19 protein-coding genes are annotated in these 22,422 nt (G+C 65.5%); 7 read left to right on the top strand and 12 right to left on the bottom strand.

Going from position 1 to position 22,422, the window contains the following annotated elements; genetic code table 11:
• Positions 1-47: 47 nt before the first annotated feature.
• The 9 genes from CGLY_RS11665 to CGLY_RS11625 form a co-directional block, all read right to left on the bottom strand.
• Positions 48-1,511, bottom strand: coding sequence for an L-lactate permease (locus CGLY_RS11665; RefSeq protein ID WP_038549607.1), 1,464 nt, complete (start codon positions 1,509-1,511; stop codon positions 48-50).
• Positions 1,512-3,227, bottom strand: coding sequence for an FAD-dependent oxidoreductase (locus CGLY_RS11660; protein ID WP_038549604.1), 1,716 nt, complete (start codon positions 3,225-3,227; stop codon positions 1,512-1,514).
• Positions 3,224-4,057 carry a sugar phosphate isomerase/epimerase family protein gene (locus CGLY_RS11655; RefSeq protein ID WP_052540122.1) on the bottom strand — a complete coding sequence of 278 codons (834 nt, stop codon included), beginning with the start codon at positions 4,055-4,057 and terminating at the stop codon, positions 3,224-3,226. Before CGLY_RS11655 ends, CGLY_RS11660 begins: the two co-directional genes overlap by 4 nt.
• A complete protein-coding gene (locus tag CGLY_RS11650) occupies positions 4,054-5,166 on the bottom strand; it encodes a Gfo/Idh/MocA family protein (RefSeq protein WP_038549601.1) in 1,113 nt (370 codons plus the stop codon). The genes CGLY_RS11655 and CGLY_RS11650 overlap by 4 nt, the downstream gene beginning before the upstream one ends.
• Before the next feature lie 22 nt (positions 5,167-5,188).
• A complete protein-coding gene (locus CGLY_RS11645) occupies positions 5,189-6,661 on the bottom strand; it encodes an MFS transporter (RefSeq protein ID WP_081803903.1) in 1,473 nt (490 codons plus the stop codon).
• Between the two features lie 123 nt (positions 6,662-6,784).
• Complete coding sequence (locus CGLY_RS11640) at positions 6,785-7,588, bottom strand: IclR family transcriptional regulator (RefSeq protein ID WP_052540121.1); 804 nt, start codon at positions 7,586-7,588, stop codon at positions 6,785-6,787.
• A 23-nt stretch (positions 7,589-7,611) separates the two neighbouring features.
• Positions 7,612-8,406, bottom strand: coding sequence for a 3-oxoadipate enol-lactonase (gene pcaD / locus CGLY_RS11635; protein WP_038549597.1), 795 nt, complete (start codon positions 8,404-8,406; stop codon positions 7,612-7,614).
• Positions 8,407-8,454: 48 nt separating this feature from the next.
• Complete coding sequence (locus tag CGLY_RS11630; RefSeq protein WP_052540119.1) at positions 8,455-9,741, bottom strand: acetyl-CoA C-acetyltransferase; 1,287 nt, start codon at positions 9,739-9,741, stop codon at positions 8,455-8,457.
• 55 nt (positions 9,742-9,796) lie between these two features.
• Positions 9,797-10,594 (bottom strand): IclR family transcriptional regulator domain-containing protein, encoded by a 798-nt coding sequence (locus tag CGLY_RS11625; RefSeq protein ID WP_052540117.1) that lies wholly within the window; start codon positions 10,592-10,594, stop codon positions 9,797-9,799.
• A 73-nt stretch (positions 10,595-10,667) separates the two neighbouring features.
• Between CGLY_RS11625 and CGLY_RS11620 the strand changes: the two genes are divergently transcribed.
• The 3 genes from CGLY_RS11620 to CGLY_RS11610 all read left to right on the top strand — a co-directional run bounded on the left by CGLY_RS11620 (position 10,668) and on the right by CGLY_RS11610 (position 14,107).
• The gene (locus tag CGLY_RS11620) at positions 10,668-11,429 is read left to right on the top strand and encodes a CoA transferase subunit A (protein ID WP_038549594.1); all 762 of its coding nucleotides are present in this window, start codon (positions 10,668-10,670) and stop codon (positions 11,427-11,429) included.
• A gap of 2 nt (positions 11,430-11,431) precedes the next feature.
• Positions 11,432-12,079, top strand: coding sequence for a 3-oxoacid CoA-transferase subunit B (locus CGLY_RS11615; RefSeq protein ID WP_038549589.1), 648 nt, complete (start codon positions 11,432-11,434; stop codon positions 12,077-12,079).
• 216 nt (positions 12,080-12,295) lie between these two features.
• Positions 12,296-14,107 (top strand): FAD-dependent oxidoreductase, encoded by a 1,812-nt coding sequence (locus CGLY_RS11610; protein ID WP_227590258.1) that lies wholly within the window; start codon positions 12,296-12,298, stop codon positions 14,105-14,107.
• 116 nt (positions 14,108-14,223) lie between these two features.
• Here the strand turns inward: CGLY_RS11610 and purU are convergent, their stop codons facing one another.
• The gene (gene purU, locus CGLY_RS11605; RefSeq protein ID WP_038549583.1) at positions 14,224-15,099 is read right to left on the bottom strand and encodes a formyltetrahydrofolate deformylase; all 876 of its coding nucleotides are present in this window, start codon (positions 15,097-15,099) and stop codon (positions 14,224-14,226) included.
• Positions 15,100-15,389: 290 nt separating this feature from the next.
• Here purU and clpX point away from each other — a divergent pair, with 290 nt between their 5' ends.
• Positions 15,390-16,667: an ATP-dependent Clp protease ATP-binding subunit ClpX gene (clpX, locus tag CGLY_RS11600; RefSeq protein WP_038549580.1), complete on the top strand. Its 1,278-nt coding sequence runs from the start codon at positions 15,390-15,392 to the stop codon at positions 16,665-16,667.
• A gap of 4 nt (positions 16,668-16,671) precedes the next feature.
• Here the strand turns inward: clpX and CGLY_RS11595 are convergent, their stop codons facing one another.
• On the bottom strand, positions 16,672-17,610 hold the full coding sequence (locus CGLY_RS11595; RefSeq protein WP_081803902.1) for a TetR family transcriptional regulator: 939 nt from the start codon (positions 17,608-17,610) through the stop codon (positions 16,672-16,674).
• Between the two features lie 319 nt (positions 17,611-17,929).
• On the opposite strand from CGLY_RS11595, the gene CGLY_RS11590 reads away from it, so the two are divergent.
• From CGLY_RS11590 to CGLY_RS11580, 3 genes are read left to right on the top strand one after another with little or no spacing between them, the layout of a single operon-like run.
• Complete coding sequence (locus CGLY_RS11590) at positions 17,930-18,916, top strand: malate dehydrogenase (protein ID WP_038549577.1); 987 nt, start codon at positions 17,930-17,932, stop codon at positions 18,914-18,916.
• A 48-nt stretch (positions 18,917-18,964) separates the two neighbouring features.
• The gene (locus CGLY_RS11585; protein ID WP_227590257.1) at positions 18,965-20,077 is read left to right on the top strand and encodes an alpha/beta hydrolase; all 1,113 of its coding nucleotides are present in this window, start codon (positions 18,965-18,967) and stop codon (positions 20,075-20,077) included.
• A complete protein-coding gene (locus tag CGLY_RS11580; protein WP_038549569.1) occupies positions 20,070-20,369 on the top strand; it encodes a DUF7218 family protein in 300 nt (99 codons plus the stop codon). Before CGLY_RS11585 ends, CGLY_RS11580 begins: the two co-directional genes overlap by 8 nt.
• Before the next feature lie 14 nt (positions 20,370-20,383).
• Here the strand turns inward: CGLY_RS11580 and CGLY_RS11575 are convergent, their stop codons facing one another.
• Positions 20,384-22,321 (bottom strand): solute carrier family 23 protein, encoded by a 1,938-nt coding sequence (locus CGLY_RS11575; RefSeq protein WP_038549565.1) that lies wholly within the window; start codon positions 22,319-22,321, stop codon positions 20,384-20,386.
• Positions 22,322-22,422 lie beyond the last annotated feature (101 nt).

The following is a 22,422-nucleotide window of genomic DNA, read 5'->3' as shown; positions in this document are numbered from 1 at the left end:
GACAGTCTACTGGCCGGGCGTGGAACCAGGCCCGGTGCAGCGGAACATCACGTGAGGAACACCAGGCTGAGTGCACCGCATAGCACGGTGGTCAACAGTACTGCCGGGACTATGACCTTCAGCAGGCCGAACCGTGTCGGCACAGGACCGTCCCCACCTGCCCGGCGCTGGTCTCTGCTGATCATCCGGTAAGCGAGCTCGATGCGTGCCGGGCTGGCAGCCACCGCCCAGCCCGCCACCACGTTCTGTGAGGCCATCATCCAGAACGGTGAGACATCCAGGGCATGTGCGGCGGCGATCTGCGTGGTCCCGAACATGGCGTTCGCCCCGGTGCCAGACGCGGTGATGTAGCCCGACAGGGCCGCGACGAAGGGGGAGAGGCCCAGGTATGCGATGCCCAGACTCGTGAGCGCTCCGGCGAGCGCACCGGCCAGACCACCGGCACCCATCACGGTGCCGAACACGACATACAACGTCGTCGGGATACCCACCTGGAGCAGCATGCTTCCGGCTTCGGTGGACAGCGTGATGCGTGTCCCGGCATCCGGTGCGAACAACAGTATGCCCGCCGCCGCCCCGGCCAGAGCCCACAGTGCCGGGGACTCGAGCACCGCGGCGACGGGGGAGATACCGATGTGGGACGCAGCCCATTGGCCGGTAATCGTTCCCAGCATCAGGACCGCGTAGGGCAACAGGGAGGTCCCCGGGGCAGGGAGAAACCGGCCACCGCGGACAACGAGCAACCAGAACGTCGCCGCCACAGCAGACCCGGCCGCGCCGGCGACGGGTGTTCCCAGAGCCCAGTTCGCGGCTGAGATGCTGACCCAGAGCAGAACTGCAGAACCTGTCCCCGCAGCCACCCACCGGAGATAGTGCGATATACGGACGCCGCCGGCATGCGTGTCCGTCGACGAGTCGCGACCGGCGATCACGGCGATGAAGATCCCGGACACCACGAACACCGGAAGAGACAGAACGGCGGATGCAAGCCCCATGTCGCGCAGTGACGACCCGGCGATGTCTGATGCCAGCAGCGTCCCTGGTGCCATGGACCCCCACGGACTGACCGTGAGTCCCAGCAGCACCATCGTGGCGGCAGGCATCGGGGAGAATCCACAGGCCAGCATCAACGGTAATCCGATGAGGATCGTCACGCCGAACCCTGTCACCGATTCGATGAAGGGGACGACACCGTGAGTCATCAGCAGGGCCGCTGCCACGGACGCGCCGCCACGGGACAGCCAGGCAGCGATGCTGTCCTGGGCACCGGTGTGGTGCATCACCCGCGCCAACAGTGCACCAGCTCCGATAATCGCCGCCACTTTCAGTAGCGTGTCCCAGGAGCCCCCTGCGGCAGCGACGAGATCACCGATGCTGCCGTCGAGCACGATGAGACTCACCGCCGTCGCCGCGGCGATACCCGCGACGGGAGGTGACCAGGCCGGCAGTCGCGTGACGAGGAGGATGATCGTCAGTGCGATGGGAGCAGCCGAGAGCGCGACGTCGACCACCTAACGACCTTCGGACGAGGCCATCTCCCGGCCGGCGACGTAACCGAAGGTCAGTGCGGGGCCCAGGTTGATGCCTCCCGCCGGGTAGAACCCACCCATGATCGACGCGCGGTCATTCCCGGCCGTGTACAGTCCTGCGATCGGAGAACCGTCCTCACCGAGCACTCGGGCGCGCCCGTCGGCCGAGATACCGGCGAATGTGCCGAAGCTTCCCGGCAGGACCTTCACCGCGTAGAACGGCCCCTTCTCCACAGGAGCCAGCGACGGATTCGGCACCACCTTCGGGTCACCGCCGTACCGGTTGAACTCCGTTTCGCCCCGGTGGAACTCCGGGTCCTCACCACGACGGGCATTGTCATTGAACTCGGCCACGGTGGTCTCCAACCCGTCCGGATCGATGCCGCACCTCTCCGCCAGCTCCCGGAGCGTCCTGCCCTTGACCAGGTAGCCGTTGCGCACATAAGGGAACAACGGCACCGGGAAGGGTTTCGCCATGCCGAGGGGGTAGCGGCGCACGAACGTGGAGTCGGCGATCTGCCACGACTGCACCGGCTCGCCCTCGGGGGCGGCGTTGATCATGCCGTCGACGTAGTCGTAGTAGCCGTTGGCCTCGTTGACGAAGCGTCGACCGGTCGACACCACACCGATAGACCCGGGCTTGGCGCGGTCCATGATGTGGGGGAACGTGCCGACCTTGCCGTTGAGGTACGGGACTTCGGACACCGGGCACCACGCCGCCGGGGCCTTCAGATCCGTCGTTGCGGCCGCACCGACGGCCTGCGCCATCCGCAGACCGTCACCGGTGGACTCCTTCGGCGCCAACGTCCAGTGCTCCTGGCCGGTGGGGGTACGGGGGAACAGGTCGCGACGCAGCTCGACATCCGAGGGGAAGCCACCGGTGGCCAACACCACACCGCGCGAGGCGATGAGTTCGCGGGTGCCGTCCGGCCCCTGCACGGTCACCCCGGTGACACGCCCGGAGGCGTCGGTGATCAGATCACGGGCTGTCGTGCCGGTCAACAACTCCACACCGAGATCATCGGACGAGGCGGCGAGCCGTCCGATCATCGCGGCACCGTTGACCATCTGCATATTGCGCCGGTGCACCACCATGTCCCAGACGTGCACCAAGACACGTCGGGCCGCGTGGAGCCAACCCCGCACATCCATGCGCGACGCCGACAGGAACTTCTTCAGGTCCGGACCCGCCATGATGCCCATTCCCAGGAAGGACGTCTCGTAGAGCTGGTGGCGCAGTTTCGCCCGCACTTCCGGACGCACCTTGCGTCCGTTGAACGGGGTCGGTCCCACCGAGCGGTGTCCGGTGCCGGCCCCCGGCAGGTCACCGTAGATGTCCTTGATCGCCGTGCCCGGGGTGAACTGCAGCCGGGTCTGGGTGTGGAAGAAGTCCACCATCTCCGGCGCGGCGTCGAGGAAGGCGTCGATGTTGTCGTCCTGGTAGTAGTCACCGATGACAGAGCGCAGGTAGGTGCGGAACTCCTCGGTGTCCTCGACGACACCGTCGCGCCGGGCGAAGCTGGTGCCGGGCGTCCAGGCCCACCCGCCGGACCACGTTGTCGCCCCACCGAGCACGTCCGCTTTCTCGATGACGGCAACGGACAGTCCGTGGTGCGCAGCGGTCACCGCGGCGGAGAGTCCGCCGGCGCCGGAACCGATGACGATTGCGTCATAGGTGGTCTCGGGTGTTTCTGTCATGATGCGTGGCCTCCGGGAGATGTCGGTTCGGGGGTGGACAATGTGTCGAGGAAACGTGTGGTCGTGGCATACAGATGCTGGATCCAGGCGGCGTCGCCGCAACGGGCACGCTCGCTGTCGTGAGGCACCTCGACGCTGACTGGGAGCTCCGGCGGCAACGGACGCAGGAACTGCGTCAGGTCCTGGTCACCGTCGCCCGGGGCCAGCCGCAGTGCGCGGGATTCCTCGACGAGTCCCTCCACGGTGGTCGGCGCGTGCGCCGGGCTGTCACACAACTGGACCATGTCCACAAGGTCGCCGATCTGCGCCAGTTCCGCCGCAGTGGCGTCGAAGCGGGCCAGATGCAGGGTGTCGGGAAGGACCCGGGCGCCGGTGTCCCGGGCGATCTGTGCAGCCACCGGCAGGGAATGCACACTGCGGTAGGAGATCGGCTCCAGTGCGGGAATGACTCCGTATTCGGCGGCGTCCTCGACCAGACGTCCGAGGGTGTCGGTCAGCCGGACCAGATCCTCGTCTCCGGCGGCGACAGTGAGTCGTGTGGCACCGAGGGCCTGTGAGGCCTCGAGCGCCGGTAACCAGGTGGTGCGGTCGGTGTCGGCGTCGATGCGCAGGAATTCGGCGTCAACCACCGACAGGCCGGTATCGCTGAGTGCACGCAGAGTGTCGGCCAGCAGAGGTGACCCGGGGGACAGGTCGTAGGACGGTTCCTCCGCGGTGACTGCGAGGACGCGCAGACCGACGAAGTCGAAGCCGGCGTCTGCGGCTAGCCGTACCAGTTCGTCGGGAGCGACGGACAATGCCGACAGCGGGGCGAGTCCGAGAGACCTCATGCCGTCACCTCCTCGACATCGCCGGAGACGACCATGTCCGTGGTCAGCTGCACTGGGGCGCCGGTGCGCGATGATTCATAGACGGCGAGTAGCACGGCCAGTGAGCGGGTGGCGTCGTGCCCGGTCACCGCCGGCGCACACCCGTTTCGAACGGCGGCGACGAAGTCGGCCACCTGGGCGGTGTGATGGGGGATCAGCGCCCCGTTGATGGTACGAAGATCCGCGTTGGCCACGAGATCGTCCGGGTAGTCCGGGGTGGTGCTCACCGAACCGTTCTCGGCGCGCAGGACGGCCCGGCCGTCGGTGCCCTCGGGGTATTCGAGGATGGTGCGGGTGGCGCCGGAAGACGCAGTGACCTGAACCCGGGCGCCCAGCGCAGTGTCCGCCGCGGTGGTGGCATTGATCGTGGCCAGTGCTCCGGAGGCGAAAGTCACGGTTGCGACGGCCGTGTCCTCGACCTCAATGTCGTGGGTGAACGTGGCGATTTTTCCGGAGACCTCCACCGGGTCTCCCAGCATCCAGATCAACAGGTCGATGTAGTGGATCGCCTGGGTCATCAACACCCCGCCGCCGTCGCTGTCCCACGTGCCGCGCCACGGAGTGGCGGAATAGTAGGTGGGGTCACGGTGCAGCAGAACGGTGCACTGCCCGAGGATCGGCTCGCCGAGTCGGTCTGCGACCAGGTCAGCCTTCATCTCCTGGGCGGCGGGCCAGAAGCGACGCTGGAACAGGACTCCGAGGCGTACACCGGCGGCGTGGCAGGCGGATGTCATGCGTCGTGCCGAAGCGAGGTCTACGGCGATGGGCTTCTCGCACAGGATATGGACTCCGGCGGCGGCTGCCGCGAGAACGACGTCCTCGTGGGTGGGGTGGGGAGTGCACACCGAGATGATGTCGACTCCGGTGGAGAGGAGCTCGTCGACGGTGCCGACCGCATGCGCGATGCCGTACTGCTCCGCCGTCTGGCGGGCGCGGTCGGGGTCAATGTCGCAGACGACGGTGACCTGGGCGCCCGGAGCGGCGGCAAAAGCCTCGAGATGGTTACGGGAGATCGCACCGCAACCGACGATGCCGACTCTGAGGTCGTTGGGGACTGTGGACGATGACATGGTGAATACTCTCTTTCGTTGGCTAGGGGGCGTTACTGGGAAGAGGTTCCCGGGAACCGTCTTCCGGAGCGATGTCTGCGATAGCGCCGGGCTCGCGCGTCCCTGCGGCCGCGATCAGCGCACGCTGATCGGCCCGGGTGTACTTCGGCGTGTTCTTCAGGCCCAGCTGGTCGAGGGGAGTAAAAGCCGTTTCGCGGCAGGTCATGATGACCGCCACACTGACGGCGACGCAGACTGCGATGAAGGTTGCCACCGCCTGCCAGCCGGCCCAGGCGTAGATGGCGGTGTTGATGGCAGGTACGAAGCCCACGATCACCAGACCGAGCTGGTTGCCCATGGCCATTCCGGTGTAGCGCACCGGGGCGGCGAACATCTCCGGGAAGAAGATCGTCCACGTCGCATTCCAGCAGGAGTAGAACATTCCCTGGTTGAGAATGCAGATGGTGAACATCAACGCGATATGCCCGTCGTTGATCGCCATGAAGTACAGGTAGGTGGTGATCACGGAGCCGATCGCGCCGATAAAGAGGACGGGCTTGCGCCCGATCTGGTCGGACACCCAGGCGAGGAACGGGATGAAGGCGATAGAGACCGCCAGGGCGACGGTATTGATCGTCACCATGGTGGGACGCTCGATGCCGGCGTGTTCGGTGGCGTAGCTCAGCGCGTAGACGTTGAAGGTGGTCTGGATCACCGAGTAGAGGGTGATCATGACGATCTTGACGACGTCCACACCCTGGGTCTTGAGGACGGCCATCGCCGGCAGTTCATGCACTGCGCTGGAATCCTCACCGATCTTCTCCTCCGCGGTGGCTACGGCATCAGGCTCTTCCAACCGCGTACGTACGAAGTACGCCACCAGGAGTACCACAGCGGACAGCAGGAACGGGATACGCCAGCCCCAGCTCATCAACTGGTCCTCGGGGAGAGCGAGGAAGGGGAGGAAGACCAGCCCGGCCAGCACGTTACCGATGGAGCAGCCCGCCATCACGGAACTGGTGAAGAACGCTCTGCGGCCCTCGGGGGAGTGCTCCATGGTCATCGTCGAGGCACCTGCGGACTCCGCGCCCGCGGAGAAGCCCTGGGCGATGCGGCAGATCAACAGCAGGACGGTAGCCCAGATGCCGATGGACTCGTATGTCGGCAACAGGCCGATCGACACGGACGCGAGACCCATGATGACCAGCGTGACCATCAAGGCCGTACGGCGACTGATGCGGTCGCCGATGTGCCCCATGATCAGACCTCCGAAGGGACGTGCCACATAGGCCACACCGAAAGAGGCCAAGGAGGCGATCGTGGCGACGACGGGGTCGCCCTGAGGGAAGAACAGCTGGTTGAACAGCAGTGCGGATGCTGTTCCGTAGATGACGAAGTCGTAGTACTCAAGCGTGGAACCGAGCAGGGACGCCATGGCGGCCTTCTTCGGAGTCTTTTCCTGGTGCGGTTGTTCCCGTTCGGCATTCGTGGCAGTTGATGTCACGGTGCTCTCCATTCTGGGTCTGATGTCAGCGGTGCTCTATGATCTGGAACACACTGCGTTGGACACTGTGAACCGTATTTCCATGGAGCGCAGCTGCCGACCCCCTTCCCGTTGAACGGGACAACGGGGGGACGGTCAGGCTGACTTGTCTAGGAGAGCCGGGGGTATATCAGGGGTGGCTGCGTCGGTCAGTGCATCGGAAAGCGTTCTGCCAGCAGAAATAAGTGCGCCGAGTACCTCGTCGTGATCGCATTGGTCGGTCCGTGCCACGAGCCCGAGGGAACACTGCACAGATCCGTCGGTCAGGTTGAAACAGGGGACAGCGAACGACGTGTTTTCGGTGACCATGCCGCCGACGATGTGCCCGTAGCCCTGCTGACGAATCAGGAGCAGGTCTGCACGGATCCGGGCGGGGTCCATCGGTTCGCCTGTCACCCGGTCAGGCAATGAGCCGTTCAAGACACGGTTGACCGCTTTCTCGCCACCGAAAGCGAGCATGGTCAACCCCGCCGAATTGTTGTGGATCGACAACCGGGAGGCGTGTCGGCTCAGGATCCGGAGCGGGTATCCCGCGTCATAATGCTCGAGGTAGAGCACGCTGAGTGCCTCGAAATCCGGAACGGCGAGACAGATGTGGTGGTTGAACCGCGCGTGCAGATCTTCAAGGACAGGTTTAGCCAGGTCCCGAAGCTGTTCGAGAGGGCTGCACCGCACCGAGGTCTCCCAGGAATGGGTGCTCACCGTCAAGTTCCCGTCATCGAGCCGTTGCAGCATGCCCACCGAGGTCATCTCGGTGACGAGCCGGTGGGTCGTCGACCGGGACAGCCCCGTGGCTTCGGCGATCTGTGAGGCCGTCAACCGGGGCCGGTCGGCGTCGAAACACTCCAGGATCTTCATGGCACGTTGTAGTACCGACTCACCGGAGCGGGAATTCGCCACTGTCTCCTCCTTCCGTCGGGCGGTCAGTCCGCCAGAAAGCCGCGGATCAGGCCGTTGACGGTCTCCGGTTGTTCCAGGTTCGGCAGATGTGCCGCAGGCGACAAGACCGCATAGGAGGAACCGTCGATACCGTCCGCGATCACCTTCACCGTCTCCGGAGCAGTGGACGGATCGTGCTCACCGGCGATGACCAGTGTCGGCACGGTGATGTCGCCCAGCCGGGAGGTGAAGTCCCACTGCGAGAGGGCGTCGCAGCACGCCGCGTACCCCTCGTCCGGGGTGGCGGCGATCATGTCGCGGTAGTGGTCGGTGGTCGCCGGGTTCTGCTCCCGGTAGGCGGGGGAGAACCAGCGGGTGATCACCGCGTCGGCCAGGGCACCGACACCGTCGGTGCGGGCGGTGTGTGCCCGCTCGACCCATCCGGAGGGTTCGCCGAACTTCGCGGCGGTGCAGATGAACACGGCAGCGTCCACCCGGTCGCTGGTTGCCGCGAGGTACTGTGCGACCGCCCCGCCGAGGGACAGCCCGACCACGGTGAAACGTCCGACATTCAACCCGTCAAGGGTATGCAGGACATCGGCGGCGAGATCCGGCACCGTCGAGTTTCCGGAGGCGGTCGGTGGCATGGGTGATCTCCCGTGGCCGCGGTGGTCCAGTGCGATGACCCGTCGCCTGGTGCTGAGGCCGTCGAGCTGAGGCAGCCACATCTCGGTCGTAGAACCCAGAGAGCCGAGTAACACCACGGTCTCGGCATCCGCCGGGCCGTAGGCGTCGGCGTGCAGGATGAGGGGAGAGGTTCCAGAATTCGTTGAGGTCATGGTCGGCTCCTTCGTGTGCGTGTGGTGGGTGCTGTGGCGCGGTGCCGGTCAGGCTTGTTCTGCTTCGAGTACGGCGGCCAGTCCCTGTCCTCCACCGATACACATCGTGGCCAGTCCACGCAGACCGTCCGTACCATCACCATCCTTACCGCGACGACGTAGCTCGTGGCAGAGTGTCACCAGCATCCGGGCGCCGGTGGCACCGACAGGGTGGCCCAGGGAGATTCCGGAACCGTGCGGGTTCAGCCGGGGATCGTCGGCAGGAACACCCCACTCCTGCAGCACGGACAGGGCCTGGGCGGCGAAGGCCTCGTTGAGTTCGATGACGTCGAGGTCGTCCAGGGTTATTCCGAGGCGGTCGAGGACCCGCGCGGTCGCCGGGACCGGTCCGATCCCCATGGTCTCCGGGGCGACTCCGGCCACGGCCCAGCCGCTCAGTCGGGCGAAAGGTTCCAACCCGAGTTCTTCGGCGCGAGCCCGGGTGGTGACGACCATGGCGGCGGCCCCGTCATTCTGGCCGGAGGCGTTGCCGGCGGTGACGGTGGCCTCGTCGTCCTGGCGTCCCATCACCGGCCGCAGGCCGGCGAGCTTCTCCGTGGTGGTGCCCGGGCGCGGGTGCTCGTCGCGGTCGACGACGGTCTCCGGATCACGACGGCGCTTGCCCGGAACCGTCACAGGGACGATCTCGTCGGCGAACAGACCGTCATCGATGGCCGCGACGGCTCGTCGGTGGGATTCGGCGGCCAGTGCATCCTGAGCCTCGCGGGTGATGCCGTACTCGCGGCGCAGGTTCTCGGCGGTCTCGATCATTCCGCCGGGGATGGGGTGGTGGCGACCTCCGGCAGAGGCACGTCCTTCGGCCAGACGGTCGTGGAGGACGAGGTCGCCACCTTTGACACCCCAGCGGATGGAGCCGTCGACGGAGTATCCGGTGCGGCTCATCGATTCCGCGCCGCCGGCGATGATCAGGTCGGCGGCACCCGTGGCGACGTGGGCGGCGGCGGTGACCACCGCCTGCAGCCCGGAGCCGCACCGTCGGTCGAGCTGCATGCCCGGCACGCTGTCACCTAGGCCGGAGTCCAGTGCGACGACGCGTCCGAGAGCGGGCGCGGCACCATCCGGGGAGGCCTGGCCGAGGATGATGTCGTCGATGGAGTCAGCTGTCAGGCCGGTGCGCTCGACGATAGCGCTGACGACGGTGGAGGCCAGCTCCTGGACGGGCACGTCGGTGAAAGCTCCTCCGTAGGCGCCGACCGGGGTGCGCAACGGCGAGCACAGCACCACGTCGGTCGGCGCGGGAGCAGTGGTGGGGGTGGAGGTTGGGGTGTCGTTCATGGGTGAGTTCCTCAGCTGTCGTGGACTGTTGTGGTCTGTCGTATGTGGTCGATGGTCACAGATGTTGTGCGGCGAGGTCACCGCTGATCGCCCGTGCTGCCGCCAACAGCTCGGGGATAATGTCACGGTGCAGGTCATTGATGCCGTACACCTCGGTGCGCGTGGAGACGTTCACCGCGGCGACCGCCCGACCGTCCGGCCCATGGACCGGGGCAGCGACGGACCGTAGCCCGACCTCGAGCTCCTGGTCGACCAGGGACCAGCCTTGGTCGCGTACCGTCTGGAGTTCGGCCCGCAGCTGGCCGACGGAGGTGCACGTGCGCGGGGTCAACGGTTCCAGAGCGACCGAGTCGAGATAGGCGTCGAGGTCAACGGGGTTCAGGTCGGCGAGCAGTACCCGTCCCATCGATGTGGCGTAGGCGGGGAAGCGGGTGCCGATGGTGATCGACACGGCCATGATCCGGCGGACCGGGACCCGGCTGACGTAGACGACGTCACGTCCTTCGAGGACGGACATGGAACTCGATTCCCCGATGCGTCGGGAAAGCTCCTCCAGCCGCGGTTGACCGATGTCCGGCAGGGACAACGACGACAGGTAGCTGTGGCCGAGTTCGAGTACCCGGGAGGTCAACCAGAAGTCCGTGCCGTCGGTGTTGGCGTAGTCCATCGAGACCAGGGTGTGCAGGAATCGCCGCGCCGTGGCTCGCGCCAGTCCGGTCCGTTCGGCGACCTGGGCGAGAGTGAGTCGGGGGTGTTCACCGTCGAAGCAGCGGATCACGGCGAGCCCGCGCACGAAGGACTGGACCTGGCCCCCGGGGCCGTCTCCGGATGGTCTGCCGTCTGTGTGTGTCACCGGATTACTCCTGTCATCCGTTCATGCAGCGAACATTTGTCCATTGCGCGAACACCAGTGTACAGTTTTCCATATGCTTGACAAAACATTCAGCACAGCAGACGAGGCGGTGGCGGACCTCTTCGACGGTGCATCTGTCGCTGTCGGTGGATTCGGCCTGGTAGGTATCCCGTCGGTACTCATTGACGCGGTCCGGACGTTGGGAGTCGGGGACCTTACGATCATCTCCAACAACTGCGGGACCGACGGCTTCGGCCTGGGGACGCTTCTGGAGGATCGTCGTGTCGCGCGCACGATCGGGTCCTACATCGGGTCGAACCGCATTTACGCTCAGCAGTACCTCAGTGGGGACCTCTCGGTGGAGTTCACCCCGCAGGGCACACTCGCCGAGCGTATGCGTGCCGGCGGCGCAGGTATCCCGGCGTTTTACACCAAGGCGGGTGTCGGTACCGAGCTGGCCACCGGGGGGCTGCCCGTGCGCTACAACCCGGACGGTTCCGTCGCGGAGTTCTCCGAGCCCAAGGAGACCCGCACTTTCGACGGCGAGGATTACATCCTGGAGGCCGCGATCAAGGCTGATGTCGGACTTGTGCATGCCCACAAGGCTGACCGCCAGGGCAACCTCGTCTTCCGTGAGACCGCACAGAACTTCAATCCGGAGGCCGCCAAGTGTGCCCGCGTGGCCATCGCGCAGGTCGAGCACCTGGTCGACCGTCTGGACCCCGACGAGGTTCACCTGCCCGGTATCTACGTTGACCGCGTGGTGCACGTCGGCCCCCAGGAGACCGGCATCGAGAACCGCACCACCCGTCCCGACAAGAATTCGGAGGCCTGACGATGGCTGAGACAAAAGGTTGGAACCGTGAGCAGATGGCTGCCCGTGTCGCCGCCGAGCTGCAGGACGGCCAGTATGTGAACCTGGGTATCGGCATGCCGACCCTGGTCCCGGGCTACCTGGACGACGATATCGATGTCATCCTGCACTCCGAGAACGGCGTCCTCGGCGTGGGCCCGTACCCGACCGAAGCTGAGGTCGACCCCGAGCTGATCAACGCCGGCAAGGAGACGATTACTGTCAACGAGGGCGCGAGTTTTTTCAGCTCCTCGGAGTCTTTCGGCATGATCCGCTCCCGCTCGGTCGACGTCGCGGTGCTGGGCGCGATGGAGATCTCCTGCTACGGAGATCTCGCCAACTGGATGGTGCCCGGCAAGTTGGTCCGGGGCATGGGTGGCGCGATGGACCTGGTGCACGGTGCGCAGAAAATCATCGTGATGACCGACCACATCACCAAGAACGGCACCCCGAAGATCGTGGAGCAGTGCTCGCTGCCGTTGACCGGGGCGAAGTGTGTTGACCTGATCGTCTCATCCCACGGGGTGTTCGAGGTCGACCCGGAGAACGGGCTGACACTGGTCGAATGCGCCGACGGCGTCACCGTCGACGAGCTGCGGGAGATCACCGCTGCGCCCTTCGCCGTGCGCTGACAGACACGCGGAACACCATGTCCGCGGTCTGTAATGCCAGAACGTCGGACCGCTCCACACTTACTTCTGCGGGCAGAACTCTTCTCCGGGAGGCACGGCCGGGCCTTTCCCACCGCCACCCCCGGAATCCGTAGAGTAGTCAGGCCCACCGTCCCCCCGCCGTCCCGTTGAACGGGAAAGGGCCAGCGTACCGGCACGTCCTTCCTAGGCTGCACAGTGACCACCACGCATCACTATGAAGGGACAGCGACGTTGGCAGTGACGACAAAGTCAGCAGAAGCGAACGGGAAGCACCCGTGGGACCGGGACGTCGACCTGCTCGTCGTCGGCTCGGGCGCAGGCGGGCTCAGCGCAGCGCTGACGGCGGCGGCCCGAGGACTCAGAGTCCTCGTCGTCGAGAAGAGCCAGTACGTCGGCGGAACCACCGCCTATTCGGCGGGCACATGCTGGGCTCCCGACAATGCCTTCCAACGTTCCGACAACAACAACGACGACCGCGCCCGTGCCGAGCGGTACCTGGACCGCCTGGTCGGTGACAAGTCCGATCCTGATCTCCGGCGTGTCTATCTGGACAGCGCGCCTCAGATGCTGAGAGAGATGGAAGAACTCGGAGTCCGGTTTCTGCACTCACCAGCTGTCGTCGACTACCACTCAGAGCTGCCCGAAACGGGTCAGACCGGCCGTGCACTCGAGCCCGAACCTTTCGACGGGCGTGCCCTCGACCGACGGGCATTCCGGGACATTCGCCCGCCCGTACCGGAGTTCGCCCTGATGAACGGGACACTGATGCTGCGGCGTCCTGAGGTCGCGACCCTGCTGGGGTTGTTCTCCAGATCGGTCGTCCCCACCGCAAAGGCAGTGGGACTGGCGCTGAAACTCGGATTCCGGTGGGCCGCTGACCGTGCCTCCGGGTACCGCCGTGGTACCCGCCTGGTGATGGGCAATGCGCTGATCGCATCGATGTACAGCGCCTTGCTCGACCGTGACGGAGAGATCTGGACGAACGCCCGACCAGTGGAGTTGACCACGGAGGAGGGAGCGGTCACCGGTGCTGTCGTGGCGACCGGGGGCAGGATGCTCCGCGTCCGTGTGACCGGAGGCGTGGTGCTTGCGGCAGGAGGTTTCTCACAGTCCGCAGAACTGCGCGAAAAGCTTCTTCCACAACCGGCTCCGCAGTACAGCCGTGCCGCGGACAGCGTCACAGGCGACACATTCTCCCTGGCCGAGGCGGTCGGGGGCTCCCTTGGCTCCGACAATGGTGAGAATGCGCTCTGGTTCCCCAGTTCCGTCGCCACCCGGAGGGACGGCTCACAAGCGGTGTTCCCCCATATCTGGGACCGCGCGAAGCCCGGAATCATCGCCGTCGACTCCACCGGACGCCGGTTCGTCGACGAGTCCTGTTCATACCACCGTTTTGTCCGGGCGATGTACGCCCAGCCGGATCAACGGGCCGTCCCGGCGTGGCTGGTCGTGGATTCCCGGACCCTGTCCAGGTACGGACTCGGCGTGATCACCATGCCGCACCTGCCCGCATTTCTGCTGCGCCGCCACATCAAGGAGGGGTACCTGCGCACCGGCGCGACCGTGGACGAGCTCGCCCGCAACATCGGAGTTGATCCGGAGGGGCTGGCGGAGACGGTACGTCGCTACAACGGCTTCGCCGAGACCGGCGTGGACGAGGACTTCGGCAAGGGGGAGAAGCTCTTCGGCCGTGTCGCTGGAGACCCTGAGCACGCGCCGAACCCGAACATCGGACCGGTGCGGGAGGCGCCCTTCTACGCTATTGCCGTGCACCCCACGCCACTGGCGACGACCTACGGCATCCGGGTCGACACCTCCGCCCGGGTGGTGGACAACGACGGTGTGCCGCTCACCGGTCTGTACGCTGCCGGCGTCGATGCGGCGGGAGCCATGGGGTCGGAGTACCCGGGTGCGGGCGTCCAGGTCGGTTCGGGCCTGACTTTCGGGTGGCTCGCGGGACGGCACGCAGCGGACCGCGTACAGGATCCTGTACGGAACCACGCCTGATCGGCGACCGGTCCTGGATGCCTGTCCAGATGTCGGTTGTCGAACCGAGAGTCCCGAGCAGGACCGCAGTGGGCTCGCCGGGCCGTTCTAGCTTCGTTGGCGTCCTGCGCGGGGGACTAGAACACGATCGTGGTGTTCCCGGTCCGGATCACCTTGTCCTGGGCGTGCCAGAGCACGGCCCGGGACAGGACGGAGCGCTCGACCTCCGCTCCCAGCCGCTTCAGGTCGGGAACGTGGTCCCTGTGACTGACACGCACCACGTCCTGCTCGATGATGGGGCCCTCGTCCAAGTTCTCGGTCACGTAGTGGGCCGTGGCGCCGACGAGTTTCACTCCGCGCTCCTTCGCCTTGCGGTAGGGGGCAGCGCCGATGAACGCCGGCAGGAAAGAGTGGTGGATGTTGATCACGGGCACGCCGACCTGTTCCAGGAAGTCACTGGAGATGATCTGCATGTAGCGGGCCAGGACGATGAAGTCCACGTTTCCCTTCAGCAGGCGCAGGATCTCCGCCTCTGATTCGGACTTGTCCGGCCCCGCCTGCGAGGGGACGTGGAAGAACGGTACCCCGAACGAGCGGACGTCCTCGACGGTCCCGGTGTGGTTGGAGATCACCATGGGGATGGTGACCGGCAGGTCACCGCGGCGCTGGCGCCACAGCAGGTCGAGGAGGCAGTGGTCGTCCTTGGACGCCAGTATCGCCATCCGCTTGGGTTGGGACCGGTCGGACAGCGACCACGCCATGTCGTAGGGGTCGAGGGTCTCCGCCAGGTCAGCCCTGATGTCGTCCATGACGGTGACGAGGTTCTGACGGTGAAAGACGATGCGCTGGAAGAACCCGCCGTCCTCCGGATCAGAGGAGTGCTGGTCAAGTGAGATGATGTTGCCCTTGTTCCGGGTTATCAGTGCGGCGATGACGGAGACCAGACCGGGCTGGTCAGGTCCGTGGACCACCAGACAGGCGTGGTCGGTCAGGGAGGTGATGGACGGGGGCAAGGGGTTCTTCCTGGTCGTTCGGTCGGGCTCGGTCGGACTTTCTTCAGCTGGTTGCTCGTCAGTGGCAGCTGCTCGGGTGGCAGTCTACCCCGACAGCCGCGCGGCACCTCTGCTACCCGATGTGCGCCGAGCAGGACCACGGTGCATCGCCCGCGTCAGGTGGTCCGAGACACTGTGTCGGGACGCCGCGGCGCGAGGCACGGGGGTATGATGGGCCGGACGCGTTACCCACGAATTGCCGACACGTTTCCCGACACGTTTCCCAGGAGAGTTCGTCTCACATGCCATCGATGCAGGAAAGCGCCGAACTGCTCAAGTGTTCGTTCTGCGGAAAGAGCCAGAAGCAGGTCCGCAAGCTGATCGCAGGCTCCGGTGTGTACATCTGCGATGAGTGCATCGAGCTCTGTAACGAGATCATCGAAGAGGAACTCGCCGCCGGCGCGTCCCCGTCCGGTGACTCTGCCGACCTGCCGCATCCCGCGGCGATCACGAGCTTCCTCGACGAGTACGTCATCGGCCAGGATGATGCCAAGCGCACCCTGGCGGTTGCTGTCTACAATCACTACAAGCGCATCCGTGCCGAGACGGACGATGCAGGCGCCCGTCGGAACGACGACGCGGTAGAACTCACCAAGTCCAATATCCTCATGCTGGGCCCCACTGGTTCCGGCAAGACCTATCTGGCACAGTCCTTGGCCAGGATGCTGGATGTGCCTTTCGCCATTGCCGATGCCACCAGCCTCACCGAGGCCGGCTATGTCGGTGAGGACGTGGAGAACATCCTGCTCAAACTGTTGCAGGCCGCAGATTTCGATGTGGCGAAGGCGCAGCAGGGCATCATCTACGTCGATGAGGTCGACAAGATCTCGCGCAAGTCGGAGAGCCCCTCGATCACCCGCGACGTCTCCGGTGAAGGTGTCCAGCAGGCCCTGCTGAAGATTCTCGAGGGCACTGTCGCCGCCGTCCCCCCGCAGGGCGGCCGTAAGCACCCGAACCAGGAGCTCATCCAGTTCGACACGAAGAACGTCCTGTTCATCGTCTCCGGAGCCTTCGCCGGGCTGGAGAAGGTCATCGCCGAGCGTCGCGGGCGCAAGGGCGTGGGCTTCGGTTCAGAGATCCGCGGGAAGTCCGACGAAGACCCGGATCCGTTCCGCTTCGTTGAGCCCGAGGACATGGTCAAGTTCGGCCTGATCCCCGAACTCATCGGCCGGCTCCCTGTGATCACCCACGTAGGGCACCTCGACGAGGATGCGCTGGTGCGTATCCTCACCGAACCGAAGAACTCCCTGGTGCGCCAGTACCAACGGCTCTTCGAGATGGACGGAGTCCAGCTGTCTTTCGAGGACGACGCCCTGCGCGGCATCGCCAGGAAGGCTCTCGAACGGGAGACCGGCGCCCGCGGCCTGCGGTCGATCGTGGAGAACCTCCTGCTGCCGGTGATGTACGCCATCCCTGATGACAAGGACACCGGCGAGGTCATCATCACCGGCGCCAGTGTGAGCGGGGAGGCGGAACCACAGCTGCTCACCCACGAAGAGGTCGCCGAACGCGACCGCCGCAGCGCCTGATCACCTAGTCGTCGTAGAGTGCGGCGATGTGGTCGTCAACGGTTCCGTCGTCATCGTCAGCGCCGTCCCGGTCGTCCAGGCCCTGCTCACCGAGGTCGTCAGCGTATGCGTCGTAGGGCGGGAACGGCTGGGTATCAGGGGCGTCCTCCGGCTCGGTGAAATCAGGTAGATCCTCGGGACGGTAGGTCACGACTTCCTCCACCGAGCCACCGTCACCTGCGGTGTACAACGATGCGGAGACGGACGACGGTGTCGTCGTGGTCGGAGCGGCGTGGGTGTAGGAGCTACCCTGTGTCGTGGGCATCGACGTGGTCAAGAACGCCAGCACAGTGTCACACGCGAGTTTCTCGAGTCCGTCGACGGTTGCGGCATGGTCCATGTCAGTGCCGTAGAGCAACTGGAACATGGTGCCCTGTGAGGCAGGGAAGCAGCACAGTGACGTGATGAGCACGTACACGTCCTCGGCGGAGATACCGGGCCGGAATGCGCCGTAGTCCTGACCGCGCATCAGCACCCGGTCGATCTGCAGGACAACCGGTGAGGACTCCAGGACATCGGACCGCCCTTCCAGGTGGGTCCGTGACAGCACGTTCTCCGAGATGATCAGCCGCACCGCGTCCGGATTGGCCCGGTGGCGACGGTAGGCCGTACGGACCAGCGAGCGGACGGCCTCTGCAGGAACCAGGCGTTCGACGTCCAGGTCCTCCGGGCGGGGCCAGAGACGGCGGAATGCGAAACGGATCGCCTCGTCATAGAGTACGCGCGTATCGCGCAGCAGCGGGTGGGTCGGCGGCACACCGGCGCCTACCGCGATGTCGCGGGTGTCCGCGGACAGTCCGGAACGCACCAGCTCAGGGATCGCGGTATCCAGGATCAGCCGGTACTCGTCCGGCGGGCAGTCGTAACGCCGGTGGCTGCCTGGCAGCTCGACGGGGTCGGTCATCACAAGGGCTCTCCTGGCCTGGTCTCTTGTTCCCTGCCCACAGGATGGATCCCGGGGGTAGGGGGTCGGTACGAGTACACACCCGGTGGGGTTGCCCGAAGGCGCGGCACGCCGGTGTTCTCGTCTGACGTTGCCATGGGGTACCCATGCTAAGCGCTACTAACGAACGAGTTGACCACAATGTTTGCACTCCCCACCAATGAGGGGGCACCGGATCAGGGGGAGGGGGCAGGGATTGTGGAAGACGTTTACATTGGGGAGGGCACCGACCATATGCCGGTCTATCACCGAAACCCAACCAGGAACGAGGTCGAGCACCATGTCGACAGCCGCCACACCCGTCACCGTCACCGTCACCGGCGCCGCCGGTCAGATCGCCTATTCGCTGTTGTTCCGTATCGCCGCCGGTGATGCTTTCGGCGACCGACCGGTGGCGTTCCGGTTGCTGGAGATTCCCGACGCCCGTCGCGCGGCCGAGGGGGTGGCGATGGAACTGTCTGATTCTGCTTTCCCTCTCGTCGACAGCATCACCGTCACCGACGACCCGGATGAGGGCTTCGCAGGAGCCGACGCCGTCTTCCTCGTCGGTGCGAAACCACGGGGCAAGGGGGAGGAACGCTCCGACCTGCTCATCGGTAACGGGAAGATCTTCGGACCGCAGGGGCAGGCCATCGCGCGGAACGCGTCGCCGGACGTGCGTGTGCTGGTCGTGGGTAACCCGGCCAACACCAATGCTGCGATCCTCGATGCCCACGCCGGACTCGCTGCCGGTCAGGTCACCGCGATGACCCGCCTGGATCACAACCGCGCGCTCGCTCAGCTCGCCGAGAAGTTAGGGACGTCGACAACCCGGCTGACGAATATGACGGTGTGGGGAAACCATTCCTCGACCCAGTTCCCGGACGTTGCGGAACTTCGGCTCGACGGTGAGCCCGTGGCCGGTTCCCTCGAGCAGACGTGGGTGGACGAGGATTTCATCCCGCGGGTGGCGCAGCGGGGTGGGGAGATCATCGAGGTCCGCGGTTCCTCGTCGGCGGCTTCGGCGGCGTCGTCGGCCGTGGACCACATGCACGACTGGTTCAACGGCACCCCGCAGGGCGACTGGGTGTCGGTCGCCCTGCGCTCCGACGGTTCCTACGGGATCCCCGAAGGACTGTTCGCCAGCTTCCCGTGCCGGTCAGTCGACGGAAGGTGGGAAATCGTCCAGGGCTTGGAGCTCGATGAGCGCCAACAGGAGCGGATTCGTACCACCGCTGATGAGCTCGCCTCCGAACTCGATACAGTGCGCGAAGCGGGCATGCTGTGACACAGTAGGTGGATGCGTCGACGAAATGATGTGAATCACAGTGCAGGCGTGGTGAATCCCGGAAACGGTGAGTTCCGTCCGGGACTCGTTGATTCGGTCACCGCCGCCGGCGCCCGGCTGCTGGGAGCCGTCACGGGCAGACTTCCCACGTCGGCCTGGCGACAATGGGGACTCCGCCGGAACCGCGACGGTGACGTTCTGGATCCGGATGTGGCGGCAACCCTGTTGTCGCTCAAGGTCGTCAGCTCGCTCGACATCGTCGATGTCCCACCGGTGCACTCCCGCCGGATTGTGGAACGGGAGGCCTACCTGGCTGCGGGCAATGTCCGGGTCGCCGAGGTGACCGACACCGATGTCGCCGGTGTTCCGGTCAGGATCTACCTCGACAAGCCGTCGTCCCCGTCAGCCGGGCCGCCTCGTCCGACCCTCATCTACCTTCACGGCGGTGGATGGGTGACCGGGTCCCTCGACAGTCACGACGCCGCGTGCCGCAGCCTGTGCGCAGGGGGAGGCGTCACCGTTGTCGCCGTGGATTACCGTCTCGCCCCGGAGCACCCTTTCCCCGCGGCCCTGGAGGATGCCACGGCTGTCTTCACCGCACTCCAGGACGGCGCCCCGGTTGCCGGTACGACGGTGGACACCGACCGCCTGGTGATCTCCGGGGACTCCGCCGGCGGCAACCTCGCGGCGTCCTGCTGCCTGTGGTTGCGTGAGCATGGACGTGCGCAACCTGTGCTACAGCAGTTGTTCGTCCCTGTGACCGACCTGTCGTCCCGGACGGCGAGCTACGAGGAATTCGGCCGCGCGGGCCTGTACCTCACGGCCGCGCAGATGGACTGGTACGAGCATCACTACCTCGGCAGAAGTAGTGATCTGACCGTGGCAGAGGATCCGACCAATCCCCTGATCTCCCCGCTCCTGGAACCTGACCTCGCCGGGCTCGCTCCCGCTTATGTCGCGGTCGCCGGTTTCGATCCTCTCCGGGATGAGGGGGAGGCCTACGCCAGGCGGCTGGAATCCGCAGGGGTGACTGTTACCTTGCGTCGACACCGCGGCCTGGTCCACCCCTTCGTCAACTCGGTGGCGTTGTGGAGCGGGGCGCAGCGGGCGATGGCCGACGCGACCACCCACATGAGGACTACCCTCGGGACGCATGGCTGAGAAGAACGGACAGAAGAACCGGAACGACCAGGATGATCCCGGCCCGTCGGTCAAGGACAAGGAGCTCTACGAACGTCTCCGGGACGAGGGGGCGTCGAAGGAGAAATCCGCCCGCATCGCCAACGCCGCGGCAAATACGTCACGATCCGAGATGGGCCGCCGTGGCGGGGACTCGCCCAGCTACGACGAGTGGAACAAGGATGATCTCTACGAGAGGGCCCAGGAGCTGGACATCCCCGGCCGCTCGTCAATGACCAAGGACGAGTTGATCAAGGCACTGCGCGACAACTGAGCCGCGCTGAGTTCTCACTCCAGGTGGTCGAACTTGCTTTCCCACGCGGCTGCGACCGGGTTGGCGTCGGCGATCATGTGGTTGAACCGGTCATTGGCGATTTCCACCACCTCACCGAGCAACTGCACATGCTCCTGGGCCGGAGAATTCTCCAGTCGGCGGATTCCCTCGCTGATGATCTGCGTGCGCGAATCCAGTCGGCCCAGGCAGGTGACGAACGGCATGCCGAACCGTTCGCGGTACCGCTCTGACAGCTCGACGAGTTGCTCCTGCTCGACATCGTCCATCGTGTCCAGGTTCTCCAGCGCAACGGAACCGGCGAAACCGGAGATCCGCTTGGACGCCTCCGGATCCAGAAGCAGCTCCGCCATGGACGGGTAGTCGCGGATGAGAGCCTTCTGATCGCTGCGCTCGGCGGTGAGAACCGCTTCCTGGACGGCGTCCCGCAGGTCCTGGACGGTGGTGAACGGTGCTGCGGCGTGAGCGTTCTCCAGCGGCCACAGCGTGTTGTTGAACAGTGGGGCGAACGTCTCCACGAAGGTGCCACGGTCCATGGCGTTGACGTCCTCGAGCGTGATCGTCCGCCCGCCGGCATCGCGCGTCACATCGGGGGAGGGACGCCGTCCCACATGGAAGAACAACAGGTTCAGCAGGATAGCGGCGATCGAGCCGGTGGTGACTCCGGAAGCGAAGAATACCTGGGCCCAGTCGGGGAAAAGCTGTGCGATGTCCGGTTTGAAGGCCACCAGCATGCCCAGGCCGATGGAGATGGTCATCACCGCGGCATTGCGGTTGTCTGCGAGATCGACCTTGCCGAGTGTCTGGATACCCACCAACGCCACATTGGCGAACAGGGCGAGGCTGGCTGCCCCGAGCACGGGCCCGGGGATGGCGCTGACCACCGCACCGGCCTTGGGGATCAGGCCGATGACGATCATGATCACACCAGCACCGGCGACGACCCAGCGTGAGCGCACGCGGGTCATCCGCACCAGCCCGACATTCTGGGCGAAGCAGGTGTAGGGGAAGGAGTTCAGCACGCCGCCGAGCGTGGTGGACAACCCGTCGGCACGCAGCGCAGCGGAGATGTGGTTCTTCTTGATCCGTTTACCGACGATCTCGCCGGCGGCGAAGACATCGCCGGTGGTCTCCACCATGGTGATGAGCATGACGATGCACATCGAGATGATTCCGGTGAGAACGAACTCCGGGGCACCGAAGTAGAACGGGGTGGTAAAGCCCACCCAGTCGGACGAGCCGACGTCGTTGAAACCGGCGTCGCCGAGGATGACGGCTGCGCCGGTGCCGACGACCAGGCCGATGAGGATGGCGAGGGTACCCAGGAATCCCTTGAAGAATCGCTGGGCGAGCAGGATGACCGCCAGAGTGACGCCCGCATAGGCCATGTCGGAGGCATCCGGCGTGCCCTCGGCGAAGCTGGTGATGTCATTGGCTGCCACGCCCAGCAGGGTGATACCCATCGTGGTCAGTACGGTACCGATAACCACCGGTGGGAAGAACCGGATGAACTTCGCGAAGTACGGCGCAGCGAAGAAGGTGAACAGGCCCGCGACGATGATCGAACCGTAGATGGCGGGGAGTGCCTCGACACCGCCCTCGCCACCGGTGGTCGCCAGACCGATCGCGATGATCGGTGAAATTGCGGTGGTGGTCACACCCTGGATGATCGGCAGACGAACACCGACCTTCCAGAACCCGACCGACTGGATCAGTGTGGCGATGCCACAGGTGAACAGGTCGGCGTTGATCAGGTGGATCGTGGTCTCGGCATCGAGTCCCAGTCCGCTGGCGATCAGCAGTGGAACGACCACCGCGCCGGCGTAAAAGGCCAGCACATGCTGGGTCGACAGGACGGCCAGTTTTCCCTTCGGGGGAACCTGGTCGACGGGATGCTTGGGTGGTGCGGAGGGCGCGTCGGCGCTGGTACTCATGTGCGGGTGTTCTCCGGAAACGTCGGTCTGCGGGGTCAGCGCCCGCAGGAGGATACCGGATCAGCATATGCGGTGCGGCCGTCACAGCAGAACCGCCCCCG

Origin of the sequence: Corynebacterium glyciniphilum AJ 3170 (assembly GCF_000626675.1) — a bacterium.
Taxonomy (GTDB): Bacteria; Actinomycetota; Actinomycetes; order Mycobacteriales; family Mycobacteriaceae; genus Corynebacterium; species Corynebacterium glyciniphilum.
Note: the sequence above shows the minus strand (reverse complement) of the source record. Positions and strands in the feature narration are given on the sequence as shown.